General features: G+C 60.4%; 17 protein-coding genes. 16 read left to right on the forward strand and 1 reads right to left on the reverse strand.

What is annotated here, in order from left to right:
* Positions 1-63 precede the first annotated feature (63 nt).
* From RG836_RS03450 to RG836_RS03515, 14 genes are all read left to right on the forward strand, one after another.
* Positions 64-813 carry an electron transfer flavoprotein subunit beta/FixA family protein gene (locus RG836_RS03450; RefSeq protein ID WP_310843225.1) on the forward strand — a complete coding sequence of 250 codons (750 nt, stop codon included), beginning with the start codon at positions 64-66 and terminating at the stop codon, positions 811-813.
* A gap of 2 nt (positions 814-815) precedes the next feature.
* Positions 816-1,745, forward strand: a complete 930-nt coding sequence (locus RG836_RS03455) for an electron transfer flavoprotein subunit alpha/FixB family protein (protein ID WP_310843227.1) — start codon at positions 816-818, stop codon at positions 1,743-1,745.
* A gap of 81 nt (positions 1,746-1,826) precedes the next feature.
* Positions 1,827-2,660 carry a substrate-binding periplasmic protein gene (locus tag RG836_RS03460; RefSeq protein WP_310843228.1) on the forward strand — a complete coding sequence of 278 codons (834 nt, stop codon included), beginning with the start codon at positions 1,827-1,829 and terminating at the stop codon, positions 2,658-2,660.
* 9 nt (positions 2,661-2,669) lie between these two features.
* Positions 2,670-3,026: a DUF4398 domain-containing protein gene (locus RG836_RS03465; RefSeq protein WP_310843230.1), complete on the forward strand. Its 357-nt coding sequence runs from the start codon at positions 2,670-2,672 to the stop codon at positions 3,024-3,026.
* A complete protein-coding gene (locus RG836_RS03470) occupies positions 3,023-3,835 on the forward strand; it encodes an OmpA family protein (RefSeq protein ID WP_310843231.1) in 813 nt (270 codons plus the stop codon). The genes RG836_RS03465 and RG836_RS03470 overlap by 4 nt, the downstream gene beginning before the upstream one ends.
* Before the next feature lie 199 nt (positions 3,836-4,034).
* Positions 4,035-5,474: an aminotransferase-like domain-containing protein gene (locus RG836_RS03475; protein WP_310843232.1), complete on the forward strand. Its 1,440-nt coding sequence runs from the start codon at positions 4,035-4,037 to the stop codon at positions 5,472-5,474.
* Between the two features lie 89 nt (positions 5,475-5,563).
* Positions 5,564-6,070 (forward strand): translation initiation factor 2, encoded by a 507-nt coding sequence (locus RG836_RS03480; RefSeq protein ID WP_310843234.1) that lies wholly within the window; start codon positions 5,564-5,566, stop codon positions 6,068-6,070.
* Between the two features lie 159 nt (positions 6,071-6,229).
* Positions 6,230-6,484, forward strand: coding sequence for a YkgJ family cysteine cluster protein (locus RG836_RS03485; RefSeq protein ID WP_310843235.1), 255 nt, complete (start codon positions 6,230-6,232; stop codon positions 6,482-6,484).
* A 41-nt stretch (positions 6,485-6,525) separates the two neighbouring features.
* Positions 6,526-7,134 carry an START domain-containing protein gene (locus tag RG836_RS03490; RefSeq protein ID WP_310843236.1) on the forward strand — a complete coding sequence of 203 codons (609 nt, stop codon included), beginning with the start codon at positions 6,526-6,528 and terminating at the stop codon, positions 7,132-7,134.
* A 141-nt stretch (positions 7,135-7,275) separates the two neighbouring features.
* Positions 7,276-7,509 carry a hypothetical protein gene (locus RG836_RS03495; RefSeq protein ID WP_310843238.1) on the forward strand — a complete coding sequence of 78 codons (234 nt, stop codon included), beginning with the start codon at positions 7,276-7,278 and terminating at the stop codon, positions 7,507-7,509.
* A gap of 213 nt (positions 7,510-7,722) precedes the next feature.
* Positions 7,723-8,067 (forward strand): ribonuclease E inhibitor RraB, encoded by a 345-nt coding sequence (locus tag RG836_RS03500; RefSeq protein WP_310843239.1) that lies wholly within the window; start codon positions 7,723-7,725, stop codon positions 8,065-8,067.
* 501 nt (positions 8,068-8,568) lie between these two features.
* Positions 8,569-9,978 (forward strand): circularly permuted type 2 ATP-grasp protein, encoded by a 1,410-nt coding sequence (locus RG836_RS03505; RefSeq protein WP_310843240.1) that lies wholly within the window; start codon positions 8,569-8,571, stop codon positions 9,976-9,978.
* 13 nt (positions 9,979-9,991) lie between these two features.
* Positions 9,992-10,942 carry an alpha-E domain-containing protein gene (locus RG836_RS03510; protein WP_310843242.1) on the forward strand — a complete coding sequence of 317 codons (951 nt, stop codon included), beginning with the start codon at positions 9,992-9,994 and terminating at the stop codon, positions 10,940-10,942.
* Entirely contained in the window at positions 10,939-11,748 is an 810-nt protein-coding gene (locus tag RG836_RS03515) for a transglutaminase family protein (RefSeq protein ID WP_310843243.1), read from the forward strand. Before RG836_RS03510 ends, RG836_RS03515 begins: the two co-directional genes overlap by 4 nt.
* A 583-nt stretch (positions 11,749-12,331) precedes the next feature.
* Here the strand turns inward: RG836_RS03515 and RG836_RS03520 are convergent.
* Entirely contained in the window at positions 12,332-13,138 is an 807-nt protein-coding gene (locus tag RG836_RS03520; RefSeq protein ID WP_310843246.1) for a c-type cytochrome, read from the reverse strand.
* A 599-nt stretch (positions 13,139-13,737) separates the two neighbouring features.
* Here RG836_RS03520 and RG836_RS03525 point away from each other — a divergent pair.
* On the forward strand, positions 13,738-14,943 hold the full coding sequence (locus RG836_RS03525) for an acetyl-CoA C-acetyltransferase (protein WP_310843248.1): 1,206 nt from the start codon (positions 13,738-13,740) through the stop codon (positions 14,941-14,943).
* A gap of 25 nt (positions 14,944-14,968) precedes the next feature.
* The gene (locus RG836_RS03530; protein ID WP_310843250.1) at positions 14,969-17,113 is read left to right on the forward strand and encodes a 3-hydroxyacyl-CoA dehydrogenase NAD-binding domain-containing protein; all 2,145 of its coding nucleotides are present in this window, start codon (positions 14,969-14,971) and stop codon (positions 17,111-17,113) included.
* Positions 17,114-17,117 lie beyond the last annotated feature (4 nt).

A 17,117-nucleotide genomic window follows, 5' to 3' on the forward strand; every position in this document is an offset into this window, starting at 1 on the left:
TGAGCATCAACCGCCAGGTTCGCCTAGGCGACTTTCTTTTCACCGGAGAGTAACGAGGAATCCATGAAGGTTCTTGTAGCTGTCAAACGCGTTGTGGACTACAACGTCAAGGTTCGCGTCAAGGCGGACAATTCCGGCGTTGACCTCGCCAACGTCAAGATGTCGATGAACCCGTTCTGCGAAATCGCAGTGGAAGAAGCCGTACGCCTGAAAGAGAAAGGTGTTGCGACTGAAATCGTCGTCGTCTCCATCGGCCCGTCCACCGCTCAAGAGCAACTGCGCACCGCGCTGGCTCTGGGTGCCGACCGCGCCATCCTCGTCGAGTCCGCTGAAGATCTGACATCCCTGGCCGTGGCCAAGCTGCTCAAGGCCGTTGTCGACAAGGAACAGCCGCAACTGGTGATCCTCGGCAAACAAGCCATCGACAGCGACAACAACCAGACCGGCCAGATGCTCGCCGCACTGAGCGGCTACGGTCAGGGCACCTTCGCCTCGAAAGTCGACGTCTCGGGCGACAGCGTTGCCGTGACCCGCGAAATCGACGGCGGTGCGCAAACCGTTTCGCTGAAACTGCCGGCCATCGTCACCACCGACCTGCGTTTGAACGAGCCGCGCTACGCGTCGCTGCCAAACATCATGAAAGCCAAGAAGAAGCCGCTCGAAGTGCTGACTCCGGACGCTTTGGGCGTTTCCACCGCCTCCACCAACAAGCTTGTGAAAGTCGAAGCGCCTGCGGCACGCAGCGCGGGTATCAAGGTCAAGTCGGTGGCTGAACTGGTCGAGAAACTGAAAAACGAAGCGAAGGTAATCTGACCATGACTATCTTGGTAATCGCTGAACACGACAACAAAGTGCTGGCCCCGGCCACGCTGAACACCGTGGCTGCTGCTGCCAAAATCGGCGGCGATATCCACGTTCTGGTCGCCGGTCAAGGCGCTGGCGCCGTGGCGGAAGCCGCGGCAAAAATCGCTGGCGTGAGCAAAGTCCTGTCGGCCGACAACGCTGCCTACGCTCACCAGTTGCCGGAAAACGTCGCTCCGCTGGTGGCAGAGCTGGGCGCTGGCTACAGCCACATCCTGGCGGCCGCGACCTCCAACGGCAAAAACATCCTGCCGCGTGTCGCTGCGCAACTGGACGTGGACCAAATCTCCGAGATCATCTCGGTCGAAAGCGCTGACACTTTCAAGCGCCCGATCTACGCCGGTAACGCCATCGCCACGGTGCAATCGAACGCCTCGGTCAAAGTGATAACCGTGCGCGCCACCGGTTTCGACCCGGTTGCCGCTGAAGGTGGGTCCGCTGCCGTTGAAGCAGTGGCTGCGGCTCACGACAAGGCGATCTCCAGCTTCGTCGGCGAAGAGCTGGCCAAGTCCGATCGTCCGGAACTGACCGCCGCCAAGATCGTCGTTTCCGGCGGTCGCGGCATGCAGAACGGCGACAACTTCAAACACCTGTACGCCCTGGCCGACAAGCTGGGCGCTGCCGTCGGTGCTTCCCGCGCCGCAGTCGACGCCGGTTTCGTACCGAACGACATGCAGGTTGGCCAGACCGGTAAAATCGTTGCGCCGCAACTGTACATCGCGGTCGGTATCTCCGGCGCGATCCAGCACCTGGCCGGCATGAAAGACTCCAAAGTGATCGTTGCGATCAACAAGGACGAAGAAGCGCCGATCTTCCAGGTGGCCGATTACGGCTTGGTGGCGGACTTGTTCGAAGCCATCCCTGAGCTGGAGAAGCTGGTCTAATCCAGCTGCTTCACTTATAAAGAGCCCGGCCTTTTGGCCGGGTTTTTTATTGTCCGCGATTTGAGTGTGAGGAGTTTCGCCATGCCACTGCGCCACTGGAACCGCTGCCTGCTATTGTCCGGGCTGATGCTCTCGCCCCTGGCGTTGGCCGCCGGCAAGTGTGAGCGGCTGGTGGTGACCGGCAGCCCCGACGCGCCGCCGTATCTGTGGCAGGATCCACAGAACCCCAAGCACCTGATTGGCGCCAGTGCTGACCTTTTGCAGCAAGTGGCGGGGGAGTTGGGCATCAAAGTCGAAATACTCTACACCGGCAAACGCGCCCAGGCCCTGGAGGAAGTGCGCAGCGGACGCATGGACATGCTGGCCGATGCATCGCTGACCAGCCTTGGCCTGGACACCTTGGATTACATCCACCCACCGCTGCTGACCAATGATTACCTGGTCTGGACGCGGCAGGACTCGACGCTGGTCTATAACCAGGCGGCTGACCTTCACGGACACCCCGGTGCCGTGTCGGAAAAGGCGCGGATGACCCAAGGATTCGGCTCTTTTGCCGAGCAGCAATTGTCCCTGACCCGTACAGCCAACCTGACCCAGGCGTATCAGAAATTGCTCTTGGGCGAAGTGGAATTTGTCCTCGCCGGGCGCTATTCGGGCATGGCCATGGTGCAAACATTGGGCATGGGCAAAGATTTGCTGGCCCGCCCGCAACCTGCCGATCAGCCTGGCGTGTACCTGGCGGTTTCCCATAACTCGGCCTGCAACGATCCATGGTTGCGCGGACAGCTGGCCAAAAAGATGACAGAATTGCCCGCGTCCGGCCTGACGCAAGCCGCGTTGCAGCGCAATCTCGAGCGCTGGCAAGCGCAACTCTCACAACCGCAACCGCCAGCCGTCAGCGCCTCAAAACAGTAGGGAACATTAGTGAGTATTCGACCTCTTTTCGCGGCCCTGGCCGTTTTGACGCTGGCCGGGTGTGCAGCCGATCCAGCGCCGAATGAACAGATACGTCTGACCGAACAGGCACTCAAACAAGCCAAAGCCGTGGGCGCCAGCGCCGACGACGTGCCGGAAATGAAACTGGCGGAAGACAAATTCCACCGCGCCCAGGGCAACATGGCCGACGAGTCGTACAAGAATGCCCGCATGCGCGCCGAACAAGCCGAGCTGGACGCGCGCCTGGCGGAAGCCAAGGTCCTGACCCTCAAGAGTGAGGAGCAGCTGAACCTGCTCAATACCCGCATCGCTCGTCTGCGCAAGCAGTTGGGGGATGCCCAATGAACCTGATCTCTCGTGCTTTGGGCGCTGTACTGTTGATCGGTTGCGCGAGCCTGTACGGTTGCGCCGGCCAGCACAGCGAAGCCGCGCTGCAGCAAGCCAGCGCCGACTTCCAGACCGTCAAGGAAGATTCCAACGTGCTGCGCATCGCGCCCAAGGACGTGATTCGCGCCGGTGAGTCCCTGGCCCGTGCTGATCGCCTCTCCAGTTACTGGGGCAGTGGCTCGGATGTGGTGCATTACGCCTACCTCAGCCAGCGCTACAGCGAGATCGCCCGCGAACACACGCAGCAAGTACTCAACGAGGAAAAGGCCGCCAAGCTCGATCTGGAGCGCCAACGCCTGCAACTGGCATTGCGCGAATCCAAGTTGCTGAGCGTGCAGCAGCAGGGCAAGTGGCTCGAAGAGCAGATCGTCGCCCTGGCCACCGCGCAGACCGACCGCGGCCTGGTCATGACCCTGGGTGACATGTTGTTCGACACCGGTGAAGCGGAGCTGAAAAACTCGGCCAATCGTGTGGTGCTGAAAATCGTCCAGTTCCTCCAGCTCAATCCCAAGCGCGTGGTGCGGATCGAGGGGTACACCGACAGCACGGGCGGCAAGCAAGAAAACCTGAAACTGTCGCGCGACCGTGCGCAATCGGTGGCGGACCTGTTGATCGACCTCGGCGTCGACGACAAACGTATCCAGGTCGAAGGCTATGGCGACGAGTTCCCCGTGGACGTCAACGCGACGGAGCGGGGTCGTGCGCAGAACCGTCGAGTGGAAATTGTGTTCTCCGACGAAAAAGGCCAGCTCGGCGCCGCCCGCTAAGGTTGGCGTCACTGGAAAACCCGGTGCCCTGGCGGTACCGGGTTTTTTTTGCCCTGCGAATGAGCTCGCAAACAGTACAGTTTTTCCTGTCACTCCGGAGTGGTCTGGACTATTGTGGCAACTGTCCCAGTACACTTCTAAACTGTGCCGGTACTGTTCCGCAAAAGAATAATATGCCCATGATATCGAGTGCCGCGTCATGACCAATCTCTTGCTTTACCAACGTATTGCTCAGCAACTGGCCGAGGACATCCGTCGTGGTGTTTACCAGCCGGGGGAGCGCGTGCCTTCGGTGCGCAAGATGAGCTCGCAGCTCAACGTCAGCCACGCCACGGTGTTGCAGGCCTATGCCAATCTCGAGGATCAGGGGCTGATCCGCGCGCGACCGCAATCGGGCTACTACGTGCACCAGACGCCGGCACTCACTGCGCCGACGCCAGACATCGCCCGGGTTGAACGCCCTGGCCTGGTGACCCGCAGTAGCATCATCCAGCAAGTCTTGGTTGAGTCCCGTCGCGAAGGGGTGTTCCCCTTGGGCGCGGCGGTGCCCAGCGTCGATTATTTGCCGGTGCGGGCACTGCACCAGCAATTGGCCAAGGTCACGCGTTTCCACAGCCCGCGGGCGTTCAGCTACATGTTCAGCCCCGGTTTCGAGCCGCTGCGCCGCCAAGTGGCGATTCGCATGCGCGATGCCGGCGTGGTGGTCGACCCTTCGGAAGTGGTGATCACCCACGGTTGCGTCGACGCGCTGCAGATGTCATTGCGCGTGCTGACCCGCCCCGGCGACCTGATAGCCGCCGAGTCACCGACTTACTACGGTTTGTTGCAACTGGCTGACTTGCTCGGCCTGAAAGTCATTGAGATTCCCAGCGATCCGGCCACCGGCATGAGCCTCGAAGCCTTGCAACTGGCGGCCAACCAGTGGTCGATCAAGGCCTTGGTGCTGACCACGCGCCTGAGCAATCCTCTCGGTGGCACCATGCCCGAGGAACGGCAGAAACAACTGCTGCGCCTGGCGTCGGACTTCGACATTCAGATCGTCGAGGACGATATCTACGGCGAGTTGATGTTCGAACAGGGCAAGACAAAATCGCTCAAGGCCTACGATCGTCTGGATCGCGTGATCTATTGCTCGAGTTTTTCCAAGACCTTGTCGCCGGGCGTGCGTATCGGCTGGATGATCGCCGGCAAATACCAGCAGGAGATTCAGCGCCTGCAAACCTTCAGTACGCACTCGGCCTGCAGCGTCACGCAAATGGGCATCGCGGCGTACCTGGAAAACGGCGGTTACGATCGCCACTTGCGCTATATCCGCCAGGAGTACCGCAAGAATCTCAGCGCTTTCCAGTTGGCGGTGCAGCAATATTTCCCTGAAGGCACGCAGATGACTCGGCCCACTGGCGGATTCATTCTGTGGGTCAGCCTGCCGGGGCGGGTCAATACCCAGGAATTGCACGTGCGCGCCTTGCAGCAGGGCATCAGCATCGCGCCGGGGCTGATCTTCAGCAACACCGAGCAATTCAATCACTGCATTCGTCTTAATTGCGGGACCGCGTGGAACCGCGAGGCCGAGCGCGCGTTGATGACATTGGGCCTGCTGGCGACGCAACTGTGCCAGGAAACCGCCAGCGGTTTTTGACAGTGCGGGCTGACTTATGCGGTCCGCGCTTGTTTAAACCTTCCCAACAAGCGAGCATGTGGCCCTCTGCCGTTAGCGCCGCTGTCACTATGAAATCGATTGTTCCTGCTGCCTGGCTATTGATCTGCGTTCTGATGCCCGCGCTCGCCGCGCCTGGCGTGTCGGCCGCCAATGCCCAGGAAAAACCACCCGCCAGCCCGACTAAACCCGTGCCGAAGGCTGCTCCGGCTGCCCAGCCAGTCGCGAAAAAAGCGCCGCAGAAAACCCCGCAGCAGAAGAAAGCCGCCAAGGTCAAAAAGCGCCCACCCATCGCCTCGAAGTCAAAATCGGCCCGCGAAGTGGCGAAGACCCCGCTGCCGCCCGCCAAGCTGGATTTGAGCCTGCCCCAGGACCTGGTCGAGGAAATGAAGCCGGTCGGCACCGTGCCGCTGCCTCGACACGATGCGGTGTTGCCGCAGATGTTCGGCGACAAGGCCGGCAGCAGTCCTTTCCAGCTCAATGGTCGGTTGCTGAGCAACGAAATGCAGTTGCAGCTGCGCAACGAGGAGCGTCGCGACGTCGAAGGCGCGGCGCTGGATTTCGAGTTCAAGCAGTAGCGTCCCGCCGATTTGTCGCGCCCGTCATGACGTTTGGTCGGAGACTGCCCAGTCACGCTCCGCTCAGCATAAAAACCCCGTCATCATAATTTGAAACAACTGTTTTAGCGGTTACTCTGTGCCCCGTTATGTTCACATCACCGTCAGGAGCGTGTCGTCATGAAATGCCGTGAAGGCTGTGGCGCCTGTTGCATTGCCCCTTCCATCAGTTCTCCGATTCCCGGCATGCCCGATGGCAAACCGGCGGGAGAACGTTGCATCCAACTCTCGGTCGAAAACCTGTGCGGCATCTTCGGTAGGCCGGAACGCCCAGCGGTGTGCTCCGCATTCGAAGCTGATCCTGAGGTGTGCGGCACCAGCAGCGAAGAGGCCATCCGGTTGATCGGTTGGTGGGAAGCCGCGACGGCCGCGTAGATGTGTCAATCAACGGAACTTCAACAATAAGGAATACAACCATGGGTTCGCTGCATCGTATCGCTGTCCTCGTCGGCCTCACGGCTGTGCTCGCCACCACGGCAGCCCAGGCCGAGGAGTGGAAGGAAGCCAAGAATCAGGACGGCATCAAAGTCTCGTTGAGCGAAGTTCCGGGCTCCGATTACAAGGCGTATCGCGGTGTGACCGTGATGAAAACCACCATGGCCAAACTGCGCGCCTTGCAGGAAGACGTCGCCGCGGCCTGTGCCTGGATTCACGAATGCAAGGCGCAGAAACTGCTCAAGCACGAAGGCGACCAAAGCTGGACCTACACCCAGTTCAACACGCCTTGGCCCGTAACTCCGCGCGATTCGGTGCTGCACGTCACCACCGTCGAAGGCGCTGATGGCAGCCTGACACGCAACCTCGAAGGCGTGCCGACCTACATTCCGGAAGAAAAAGGCTTCGTTCGGGTGAAAGAGGTCAAAGGCTTCTGGAAGTTCGTGCCCAAAGGTGCTGATCAGATCGAAGTGACTTACCAGGTGCACACCGAACCGGGCGGTAGCGTGCCGGCCATGGTCGCCAACAAGTTTGTGGTCGATGCGCCGTTCAACACGCTCAAAGCCTTGAAGGAACGTGCCGAGAAGTAACTTGGACGTTTGCGAAGAAACCGCCCTCGTGGCGGTTTTTTTTGCAGCGCCGATGGGTAGATCCGGTTGAACAATGCACCGTTGCGCAAGGTCGAGATACAGGTAAGAAGCCCACCAACGGGTTTTATCGAGGAGGCACCGATGCAAAAGTGGAAAGTCACTTTCGTAGATGATCACGAAGAACAAATGGAAGAGGTGTTCGAGAGCGAAGAGCGTCCAAGTAACGAACAGGCCGCCAAACTCATTCGTGCTCGTCGTCTTCCTGTCGTGGCGGCTCTGGACCTCAATGACCTGGAAGGTCGCACCGATGATCCCACGGTCAAAAGCCTGAAGACTCAGAACAGCATTGAAATCCTCAGCATCACGCCGGTCTGAACCTCTCCTGAACGATTCCATAACAGACCTTGGCAGCGGCTCTCCCTTAGGGCTACTCTGCAAGTGAGATCAGCGAACGGATCGCTAAGGTCTGGTCTTGTCAGCTACATGCTTGTTTCCCGACGGTCCTTTGCTGGCCGTGTCGCCTTCACCCCTTGGTGTCGGGCGTTGGGAGTACGGAAAGTCTATCCATCGGATTGAGGAGGACGTTTCATGAGCACAACAGCCTATCAAGAAGACATCAGTACCAGTGTGCTGCGCCGCATGAAAGAAGGCGGTTTCGATTTTTCCCGTTTCCATCCCATCGAGTTCTACGCCATTTTCCCGGACGAGGAGCGGGCGCGCAGGGCGGCAGGTCAATTTCAAGGTGAATCACTCAATGCGCAGGTCAGCGCGCGCGATGATGGCGCGTGGTATCTGGAATTGAGCAAGGTGATGTACGCCACTTACGGCGGCATTGGTGATTTCGAGCAGGACTTCGAAGCGGCCGTCGAACCTCTGGGCGGCGTCGTCGAAGGGTGGGGCGTCAAGCAGGAGGTCCGTGGGCGACTCGCCTGACATTATGAACAGCGTCATTCACTCAGCCTCGGCTGACCTTCGGGTCGGCCGTTTTGCTTTTTCGCTCCTCGAAAGCGGCCCGGAACGTCATCGCAAAACCTCGAAACAACAAACTCCGGGCAAAAAAAGGCCACCCAAACGGGTGGCCAAAAGGGAAGATCGGAAAGGAGCAGGAACCGATCAGGCTTGATACAAAGGGGCGCAAGCGCCATTCAAGAATGTGGGCTGAGGACTTCGCGGCGCTTGGCCTGGCGAGGATTTTTCAGCGGATGCGCGGATTATGGGGAGCGATCCCCGCGCAGTGAAATCAACTGTGACTATGCTCCTGATAGAGCACTGCATTGCTTCGCAATGAAGCGGGGGCGATCGGGTGGGGGCATTTGTCGCACAGGAATGGTGCGGCACCTGTGGCGCGTTTATCCAACCGATTGAAATCAAAGCGTTTCTGCCGATGGCACGGGCCTTGCGAAGCCTAGATGTCCGGGTGACAAGGAGTACGGCATGATCCGCACCTATTTTGATGAGATGTACGATGCTGGCGGCCAGGTCCGTCCGCATTATCGGGAATTCGCCCGATGGCTGGCCGAAACGCCGGATGAGCTGCTGGCCCAACGGCGACGCGAGGCCGATCTGTTATTCCATCGCGCCGGGATTACCTTCACGCTCTACGGGGACGAGCAGGGCACTGAGCGCCTGATTCCCTTCGACACCATTCCGCGCAGCATCCCTGCCAGCGAATGGCGGATCGTCGAACGCGGCTGCATCCAGCGGGTCAAGGCGTTGAACATGTTTCTCGCCGACCTCTACCACGAGCAGCGCATCATCAAGGCCGGCATCATTCCGGCCGAGCAAGTGCTGGCCAACGAACAATACCAGTTGGCGATGCAAGGGCTCGACCTGCACCGCGACATCTACTCGCACATCTCTGGCGTCGATTTGGTGCGTGATGGCGATGGCTCGTATTACGTACTTGAAGACAACCTGCGCACGCCGAGCGGCGTGAGCTACATGCTCGAAGACCGCAAGATGATGATGCGCCTGTTCCCCGAGCTGTTTTCGGCGCAGCGCATTGCGCCCATCGATCACTACCCGAACCTGCTGCTCGACACGCTGAAAAGCTCCAGCCCGATCGATAACCCCAGCGTCGTGGTGCTGACGCCTGGGCGTTTCAACAGTGCGTTCTTCGAACACGCTTTTCTCGCACGGGAAATGGGCGTGGAACTGGTGGAAGGCGCGGATTTGTTCGTGCGTGACGACAAAGTCTTCATGCGCACCACCGATGGCCCGAAAGCGGTCGACGTGATCTACCGTCGCCTTGACGACGCCTTCCTCGATCCGCTGGCGTTCAATCCGGACTCGATGCTCGGCGTGCCGGGCCTGCTGTCGTCCTATCGCTCGGGCAACGTAGTGCTGGCCAATGCCATCGGCACCGGGGTGGCGGACGACAAATCGGTATATCCGTTCGTGACCGACATGATCCGTTTCTACCTCGACGAAGAGCCGATCCTGAAGAACGTGCCGACTTGGCAATGTCGCAATCCCTCTGAACTTTCCCACGTGTTGGCGAATCTTCCAGACTTGGTAGTCAAGGAAACCCAAGGCTCCGGCGGTTACGGAATGCTGGTGGGGCCGGCGGCCACCGCAGCGGAAATCGAACTGTTTCGCGAGCGCATCAAGGCCAAGCCCCACGCGTACATCGCGCAACCGACGTTATCCCTGTCGACGTGCCCGACCTTTGTCGAAAACGGCATTGCGCCGCGCCACATCGACTTGCGCCCGTTTGTGCTGTCTGGCCGTGAAACCCGGGTCGTACCCGGTGGCCTGACCCGAGTGGCCCTGCGTGAAGGCTCCCTGGTGGTGAACTCCTCCCAGGGCGGCGGAACCAAGGACACCTGGGTGGTTGAGGATTGAAGGATGCCTGCCAATGTTAAGTAGAACTGCCTCGGATCTGTATTGGATGTCGCGTTACCTGGAGCGGGCGGAAAACCTCGCCCGGATGCTCGACGTCAGTTATTCGCTGTCGCTGATGCCGCAGGACGGTCGCGGCGACGGTTTGCACGAGTTGGCCATGCCGTTGTTGATCACCGGCACCCTTGAGGACTACCTCGAACGCCACGGTGCGTTGCACGCCGAACGCTTGCTGCACTTCTTCGCCCTTGACGCCGCCAACCCGGCCAGCATCTACAGCTGCCTCGGCGCCGCTCGGGCCAGCGCCCATGCGGTGCGTGGGCGAATTACCGCGGACATGTGGGAAAACATCAACTCCACCTGGCTGGAAATTCGCGGCATCGCCGAGCAGGGTTTGAGCCGCTACGGCATGAGCCGTTTCTGCGAGTGGATCAAGGAACGTTCGCACCTGTTCCGTGGCGCGTCCTACGGCACCATCATGCGTAACGATGCGTTTCGCTTCATTCGTTTAGGGACTTTTATCGAGCGCGCCGACAACACCCTGCGCCTGCTCGATGCCCGCTACGAAATGGCCGGTGACCAGGCCGAAGCGGTCAGTGACAGCACCGCCCACGCGTATTACCAGTGGAGTGCCTTGCTGCGGGCCTTGTCGTCGTTCGAGGCCTACACCGAAATCTACCGCGATGCGCCGGGTGCCCGGCATGTCGCCGAGCTCTTGCTGCTGCGTGCCGATGTGCCGCGTTCCCTGCGTGCCTGTACCGAGGAGATCGACCAGATCCTCGCCAGTTTGCCGGGTGCTAACGGTCGACCGGCACAGCGCCTGGCCGCCGAAATGGACGCGCGCCTGCGCTACACCGGCATCAACGAAATTCTCGACGAAGGCCTGCACGCCTGGCTGACCGAGTTCATCCCGCTGGTGCGCCAGTTGGGTAACGCCATACACAGTTCCTACCTGGAGGCTGCATGAGACTTTCCATAAGCCACGAGACCACCTATCACTACGAGGATCAGGTGCGGGCGAGCATCCAGTACCTGCGGTTGACCCCTCACGATAGCGAGCGCCAGCATGTCCTGAGCTGGCAACTCGACCTGCCACGCCCCGTGCGCGCGCAGCTTGATCCGTTCGGCAACATCCTTCACGTGCTGACCATGGACGAGCCTCATGAAGCGATCGTGATTGGCGCCCGTGGCCAGGTCGATATCGATGAACTGCGCGAAGCCGAGCATGAGAGCCAATCGGCGCTGCCGTTCCTGCGCTTTACCCGGCTGACCGAAGCGGACGAAGCCTTGCGCGGATTTGCCGACAAGCAATGCAAGAAGCGCCGCGACCGTACCGCGCTGATCGATTTGATGCACAGCTTGAACCAACACATCACCTACACGCCGGGTTCCACCGAAGTCGACACCAGCGCGGCGCAGGCCTTCGCCGGGCGCGCGGGCGTGTGTCAGGACCACACCCACGCGTTTATCGCCTGCGCCCGAAGCCTGGGCATCCCTGCGCGTTACGTGTCGGGTTATCTGTACAGCGAGAACAGCGAACACTTGGCGAGCCACGCCTGGGCAGAGGCCTGGCTGGATGACGCCTGGTACAGCTTCGATGTGACCAACGAACTGGCGCGCCCGGAGCGCCATTTAAAACTTGCCGTAGGTCTCGATTATCTCGACGCCTGCCCGGTGCGCGGCATGCGCCGTGGCGGTGGCTGCGAGCAGATGCACGCCAAGGTCTTCGTCTCGCCAACGCCGCTGCCGATGATCTCGGTGCAGGAGCAGTAATCGCAGCACCTTGCGAGCAGGCTGAGCACGATCCCCCTGTGGGAGCGAGCCTGCTCGCGAAGGCGTCCCGACGAAGGCGCCGAGCCTGCTGGCGAATTTCTCGAAAACACCGTAGATCCCTGTGGGAGCTTGGCTTGCCAGCGATGGCTTTTTACCAGGCACTAGAGATTTCGCAGGTGTACATATCCATTCCTTGGGTAATGGCCTCTATGGGTTCCGCTCTTACAGCGGGTTACTTGGAAAAGCGCCAAGTAACCAAGCGCTTGATCCCCTCCATTCGGTGCCTCGCCCAGGCTCGGCATGCCTTCACTCCGGCCTTGCTCCGTGGGCCCGCCGCCATCGGCCATCCCTGGCCGGGGGCGGCTAACCCGGCGTCCTGCCGGGTTGTCCACTGCGCAAGACCTGCGTTCAGCCTCTGGTTAACGGGGCAGGGCAGATCAAAAGCCAGATCAAAAGCACAGCGCCCGAGGCGGCCTTAAAGCCGACCTGGTCTCGGGCGGTACGCGTTTCCCCTGTGGGAGCGAGCCTGCTCGCGATAGCGATCGTCCATGCAGCCCAATGCTTGAAGCTTATGGCTCGGAGCTCAACGCTGCACCTTCCGCCCGGCCATGTGCGTCAAATATTCCACTAGCTTATCCAGGTCCCCGGCCGGTAATACTGCTTCGCTAAACCCGGGCATTTTCGCTTGTGGCCAATGCCGCAAGCTCTGCGGGTCGCGGATGTAGCGCTTGAGGAAGTCGGCGCCGAAGTATTCGGTGGGGCTGAATGGAATGTTCAAATCCGGGCCAAACTGCGCATCACCTGCGCCATTTAAACGGTGACAGGCCAGGCAATTTTTCTGGAACAGCGCAAAGCCCTGACTGACCGGATCATCCGCTTTCAACGCCGGATCGGGCAGCAGGGCAGGGAAGCGCTCCGCCACTGGTGCCAGGCGCTTGATACTGGAGACTTGGAACGGCCACTGCTCCGGGCTGATATTGGCGGCCTCGGGGTGCGTCCATACCAGGTAAAAAGGCCCGGCGCTGGGTTTGTCTGCTGACAGTCTTGGCCACGGCTTGGCCGGGTCTTCGATCGCTAGCCAGGCTTGCGCGCCTTCGGTGTTGAGCAATGGCGCAGCGGGCATTTCTGCAGCGAAACCGTCGAGTGCCACCGCTTGCAGATGGTCGTCTGACTTAATCCCAGTCAACAAGGCAGCCACCGGCACGGCGCGGTAAGTCATCGTGCGCTTGTAGGAAACGTCGTTGCTGACAGTAATTGTTTTGACTTCTGAGTGCTTGAGCAGCGCCTCGGTTTGCCAGGTGTGACTCTGTGCGCCCAACTCGAGAGTGAGTTGGGCGGCAAACAAGGGCGTGCTCAACAGCAAAGCCCCGAGCAAGGTAAGCGCTTTCACGTAATGACCGTCATGTCGTGGGTGTGCCGTAAAGGTTGGCACACCCGCGCACGACGGGGATAGCGAGCCGTTCACATTTCAGTGGGTCGATGGACCATCAAGACACGCGTCAGCCTATGACCTTGGTGAGATTGGGCAAGATCAACAACAGTGTAGTAGCGAAGAGAATCAGTCCTGCTTGACGAACTTTCGAATGTTTGAACATGGCTTGACCGCCTTTTTTGTTATTTGCTGATTGCCTGCCTGGTGGAACTCCCTGGCGGCAGACGCTGAACATCCTGTCTGACGAGCGTCTCGGCAAAACCCGACAACGATCTCGTACAAGTTCACCTTAGGGCCCGCGTCACTTATGGCTTAGATCCATTTCATATGGAAAGCTTTATGGAAGTGATTAAAAACGCATGAGGCCTATCGCCAGCTTCTTGCCCGCCCTTTGGCTAGACAGTTCCGTTGTGGAAATAGATGAATCGATTAGCCGGCTACCGTTCGTCTGAGCGCGAGCGTCAACGCGCATGAGCACTGCGGTCATTGAAACCTTCGCTCGACGGCGAGATGGTGGGGGCTGCAATTATTCATCTGCCCAGCGGTTCGAGGACGTCATGACCCAAGCTTTGATATTCGATGCGATACGTACCCCCCGTGGCAAAGGCAAGGCCGACGGCGCCTTGCACAGCGTCAAGCCGGTGAACCTGGCGGCGGGGCTGCTGCGGGCGCTGCAGCAACGCAACGACCTCGATACCAGCCAGGTTGACGACGTCGTGCTGGGCTGCGTGACGCCCATCGGCGATCAAGGCTCGGACATCGCCAAGACCGCCGCGCAAGTCGCTGATTGGGACGTCAGCGTCGCCGGAGTGCAGATCAACCGGTTTTGCGCGTCGGGCCTGGAGGCGGTCAACCTCGGCGCGATGAAGGTCCGCTCGGGCTTCGAAGACCTGGTGGTGGTCGGTGGTGTCGAGTCCATGTCCCGCGTGCCCATGGGCAGCGACGGTGGCGCCTGGGCGCTGGACCCGCAAACCAACCTGCACAGCCACTTCACTCCGCAAGGTGTCGGCGCCGACCTGATCGCCACCCTCGAAGGCTTCAGCCGTGCAGACGTCGATGCCTACGCCCTGCATTCGCAACACAAAGCCGCCCGCGCTCGGGCTGACGGTTCGTTCACTAAATCCCTGGTGCCAGTGCAGGACCAGAACGGCATCGTGCTGCTGGACCACGACGAATTCATCCGCGCCGACTCCACGCTGGAGGGCTTGGGCAAACTCAAGCCGAGTTTCGAAATGATGGGGCAAATGGGTTTCGACGCCACCGCGCTGCGGGTTTACAGCCACGTCGAGCGCATCAACCATGTGCACACGCCGGGCAACAGCTCTGGCATCGTCGATGGCGCGGCGCTGATGCTGATCGGCTCCGAAGCCAAGGGCCGCGCCCTGGGTTTACAGCCACGGGCGAGGATCGTCGCCACCGCCGTGACCAGCACCGACCCGACCATCATGCTCACCGGCCCGGCACCGGCCACCCGCAAGGCCTTGGCCAAGGCTGGCCTGCGGGTCGAAGACATCGATCTGTTCGAAGTCAACGAAGCCTTTGCTTCCGTGGTGCTCAAATTCATCAAAGACATGGCGGTCGACCCAGCCAAGGTCAACGTCAACGGCGGCTCCATCGCCCTCGGGCACCCATTGGGCGCGACCGGTTGCGCGATCCTCGGCACCTTGCTCGATGAACTCGAAGCGCGGCACCTGCGCTACGGCCTCGCCACGCTGTGCGTCGGCGGCGGCATGGGCATTGCCACCATCATCGAACGTCTCTGAGCCCGTCTTCTTAAGGATTACCGATATGAGCGAAGCCATTCGTTACGAAAAAGGCCTGGACCGGATCGTGGTCTTGACCATCGATATGCCGGGCCAGAGTGCAAACACCATGAACGCTGTGTACCGCGAGGCCATGGCTGGTTGCGTCGCACGCCTGGTGGCCGAGAAAGACGAGATCGCCGGCGTGATCATCACCTCGGGCAAGAAAACCTTCTTCGCCGGCGGCGACCTCAATGAACTGATCAAGGTTGGCAAGCCTGAAGCCAAAGCCTTCTACGACATGGTGCTGAGTCTCAAGAGCCAACTGCGCGCCCTGGAAACCCTTGGCAAACCGGTCGTCGCCGCCATCAATGGCGCGGCCCTGGGTGGTGGTTGGGAAATTTGCCTGGCCTGCCATCATCGCGTGGCGCTGGACAGCCCGGCCGTACAGATCGGCTTGCCGGAAGTCACCCTCGGCCTGTTGCCGGGCGGCGGCGGGGTGGTGCGTACCGTGCGCATGCTCGGCCTGGAAAAAGCCTTGCCGTATCTGCTCGAAGGCAAAAAAGTCCGTCCACAACAGGCCTTGCAGGCCGGGCTGATTGACGAACTGGCGACCGATCGCGACGACTTGCTGGCCAAGGCGCGCGCCTGGATTCTGGCCAATCCGGCGCCGGTGCAGCGCTGGGACGTCAAGGGTTACCAGATTCCCGGCGGCCTTCCGTCGAATCCGAAAGTTGCACAGATGCTCGCCATTGCCCCGTCGATCCTGCGCAGCAAAACCCAGGGTTGCTTCCCTGCACCGGAGAAAATCCTTTGCGCAGCGGTGGAGGGCGCGCAGGTGGATTTCGACACCGCCCACCTGATCGAAACCCGTTATTTCACCGAACTGACCACCGGCCAAGTGGCCAAGAACATGATCGGCACCTTCTGGTTCCAGCTCAACGAGATCAACGCCGGCGGCTCACGACCTGCGGGGTTTGCACCCTATGTGACGAAAAAAGTCGGGGTGCTCGGTGCCGGCATGATGGGCGCGGGCATTGCCTTCGTCAGTGCCTCGGCCGGGATCGACGTGGTGCTCAAGGACGTCAACCTTGCCGCAGCGGAGAAAGGCAAGGCGCACTCCGCGGCGCTGCTGGACAAAAAAGTCAGCCGTGGGCAAATGACCGAAGAACAGCGCGAGGCGACCCTGGCGCGCATCGTCACCACTGAATCCGACCGCGACCTGGCCGGTTGCGACCTGATCATCGAAGCGGTATTCGAAGACCGTGAACTCAAGGCCAAAGTCTCGGCGGCAGCGCAAGCGGTGGTCGGGAACGATACGCTGATTGCCTCCAACACCTCGACCCTGCCCATCAGCGGGCTGGCCACGGCTGTGCCGGACCAGAGCAAGTTCATCGGCCTGCATTTCTTCAGTCCTGTGGAAAAAATGCCCTTGGTGGAAATCATAAAGGGTGCGCAGACCAGCGACGAATCACTCGCCCGAGGGTTCGATTTCGTGCTGCAAATCAAGAAAACTCCGATCGTGGTCAACGACAGTCGCGGTTTCTTCACTTCGCGGGTGTTCGGCACCTTCACCAACGAAGGCATTGCCATGCTCGGCGAAGGAGTGAGCGCGCCGATGATCGAGACCGAAGCGCGCAAGGCCGGGATGCCGGTCGGGCCGCTGGCGATCTCTGACGAAGTTTCCCTCAGCCTGATGAGCCATATCCGTCAGCAAACGGCGAAAGACTTGCAAGCAGAAGGGAAACCTCTGATTGAGCACCCGGCCTTCAGCGTGATTGACTTGTTGCTCAACGAATACAAGCGGCCAGGCAAGGCGGCGGGGGGCGGTTTCTACGAGTATCCGGCCGGTGGGCAGAAACATCTGTGGCCGGAGCTGAAAAACCGCTTCGAGAAAGCGGACGGGCAGATTTCCGCCCAGGATGTGCGTGATCGACTGTTGTTCGTGCAAGCCATCGAAACCGTGCGCTGCGTGGAGGAGGGTGTGCTGACGTCTAGGGCGGATGCCAACGTCGGTTCGATCTTCGGCATCGGCTTCGCGGCCTGGAGCGGCGGCGCGCTGCAGTTTATCAACCAGTACGGTGTGCAGGATTTCGTGGCCCGCGCGCAGTACCTGGCGCAACAATATGGCGAACGCTTTGCACCGCCGGCCTTGCTGTTGGAAAAAGCAGCGCGAGGTGAACGCTTCTAAACGA

Origin of the sequence: Pseudomonas rhizozeae, from assembly GCF_031583775.1 — a bacterium.
Lineage (GTDB): Bacteria > Pseudomonadota > Gammaproteobacteria > Pseudomonadales > Pseudomonadaceae > Aquipseudomonas.

Coding starts and splice junctions, on each gene's coding strand:
- RG836_RS03450 (WP_310843225.1), top strand. CDS start 64: ATGAAGGTTCTTGTAGCTGTCAAACGCGTTGTGGACTACAACGTCAAG.
- RG836_RS03455 (WP_310843227.1), top strand. CDS start 816: ATGACTATCTTGGTAATCGCTGAACACGACAACAAAGTGCTGGCCCCG.
- RG836_RS03460 (WP_310843228.1), top strand. CDS start 1,827: ATGCCACTGCGCCACTGGAACCGCTGCCTGCTATTGTCCGGGCTGATG.
- RG836_RS03470 (WP_310843231.1), top strand. CDS start 3,023: ATGAACCTGATCTCTCGTGCTTTGGGCGCTGTACTGTTGATCGGTTGC.
- RG836_RS03475 (WP_310843232.1), top strand. CDS start 4,035: ATGACCAATCTCTTGCTTTACCAACGTATTGCTCAGCAACTGGCCGAG.
- RG836_RS03480 (WP_310843234.1), top strand. CDS start 5,564: ATGAAATCGATTGTTCCTGCTGCCTGGCTATTGATCTGCGTTCTGATG.
- RG836_RS03485 (WP_310843235.1), top strand. CDS start 6,230: ATGAAATGCCGTGAAGGCTGTGGCGCCTGTTGCATTGCCCCTTCCATC.
- RG836_RS03490 (WP_310843236.1), top strand. CDS start 6,526: ATGGGTTCGCTGCATCGTATCGCTGTCCTCGTCGGCCTCACGGCTGTG.
- RG836_RS03495 (WP_310843238.1), top strand. CDS start 7,276: ATGCAAAAGTGGAAAGTCACTTTCGTAGATGATCACGAAGAACAAATG.
- RG836_RS03500 (WP_310843239.1), top strand. CDS start 7,723: ATGAGCACAACAGCCTATCAAGAAGACATCAGTACCAGTGTGCTGCGC.
- RG836_RS03505 (WP_310843240.1), top strand. CDS start 8,569: ATGATCCGCACCTATTTTGATGAGATGTACGATGCTGGCGGCCAGGTC.
- RG836_RS03510 (WP_310843242.1), top strand. CDS start 9,992: ATGTTAAGTAGAACTGCCTCGGATCTGTATTGGATGTCGCGTTACCTG.
- RG836_RS03515 (WP_310843243.1), top strand. CDS start 10,939: ATGAGACTTTCCATAAGCCACGAGACCACCTATCACTACGAGGATCAG.
- RG836_RS03525 (WP_310843248.1), top strand. CDS start 13,738: ATGACCCAAGCTTTGATATTCGATGCGATACGTACCCCCCGTGGCAAA.
- RG836_RS03530 (WP_310843250.1), top strand. CDS start 14,969: ATGAGCGAAGCCATTCGTTACGAAAAAGGCCTGGACCGGATCGTGGTC.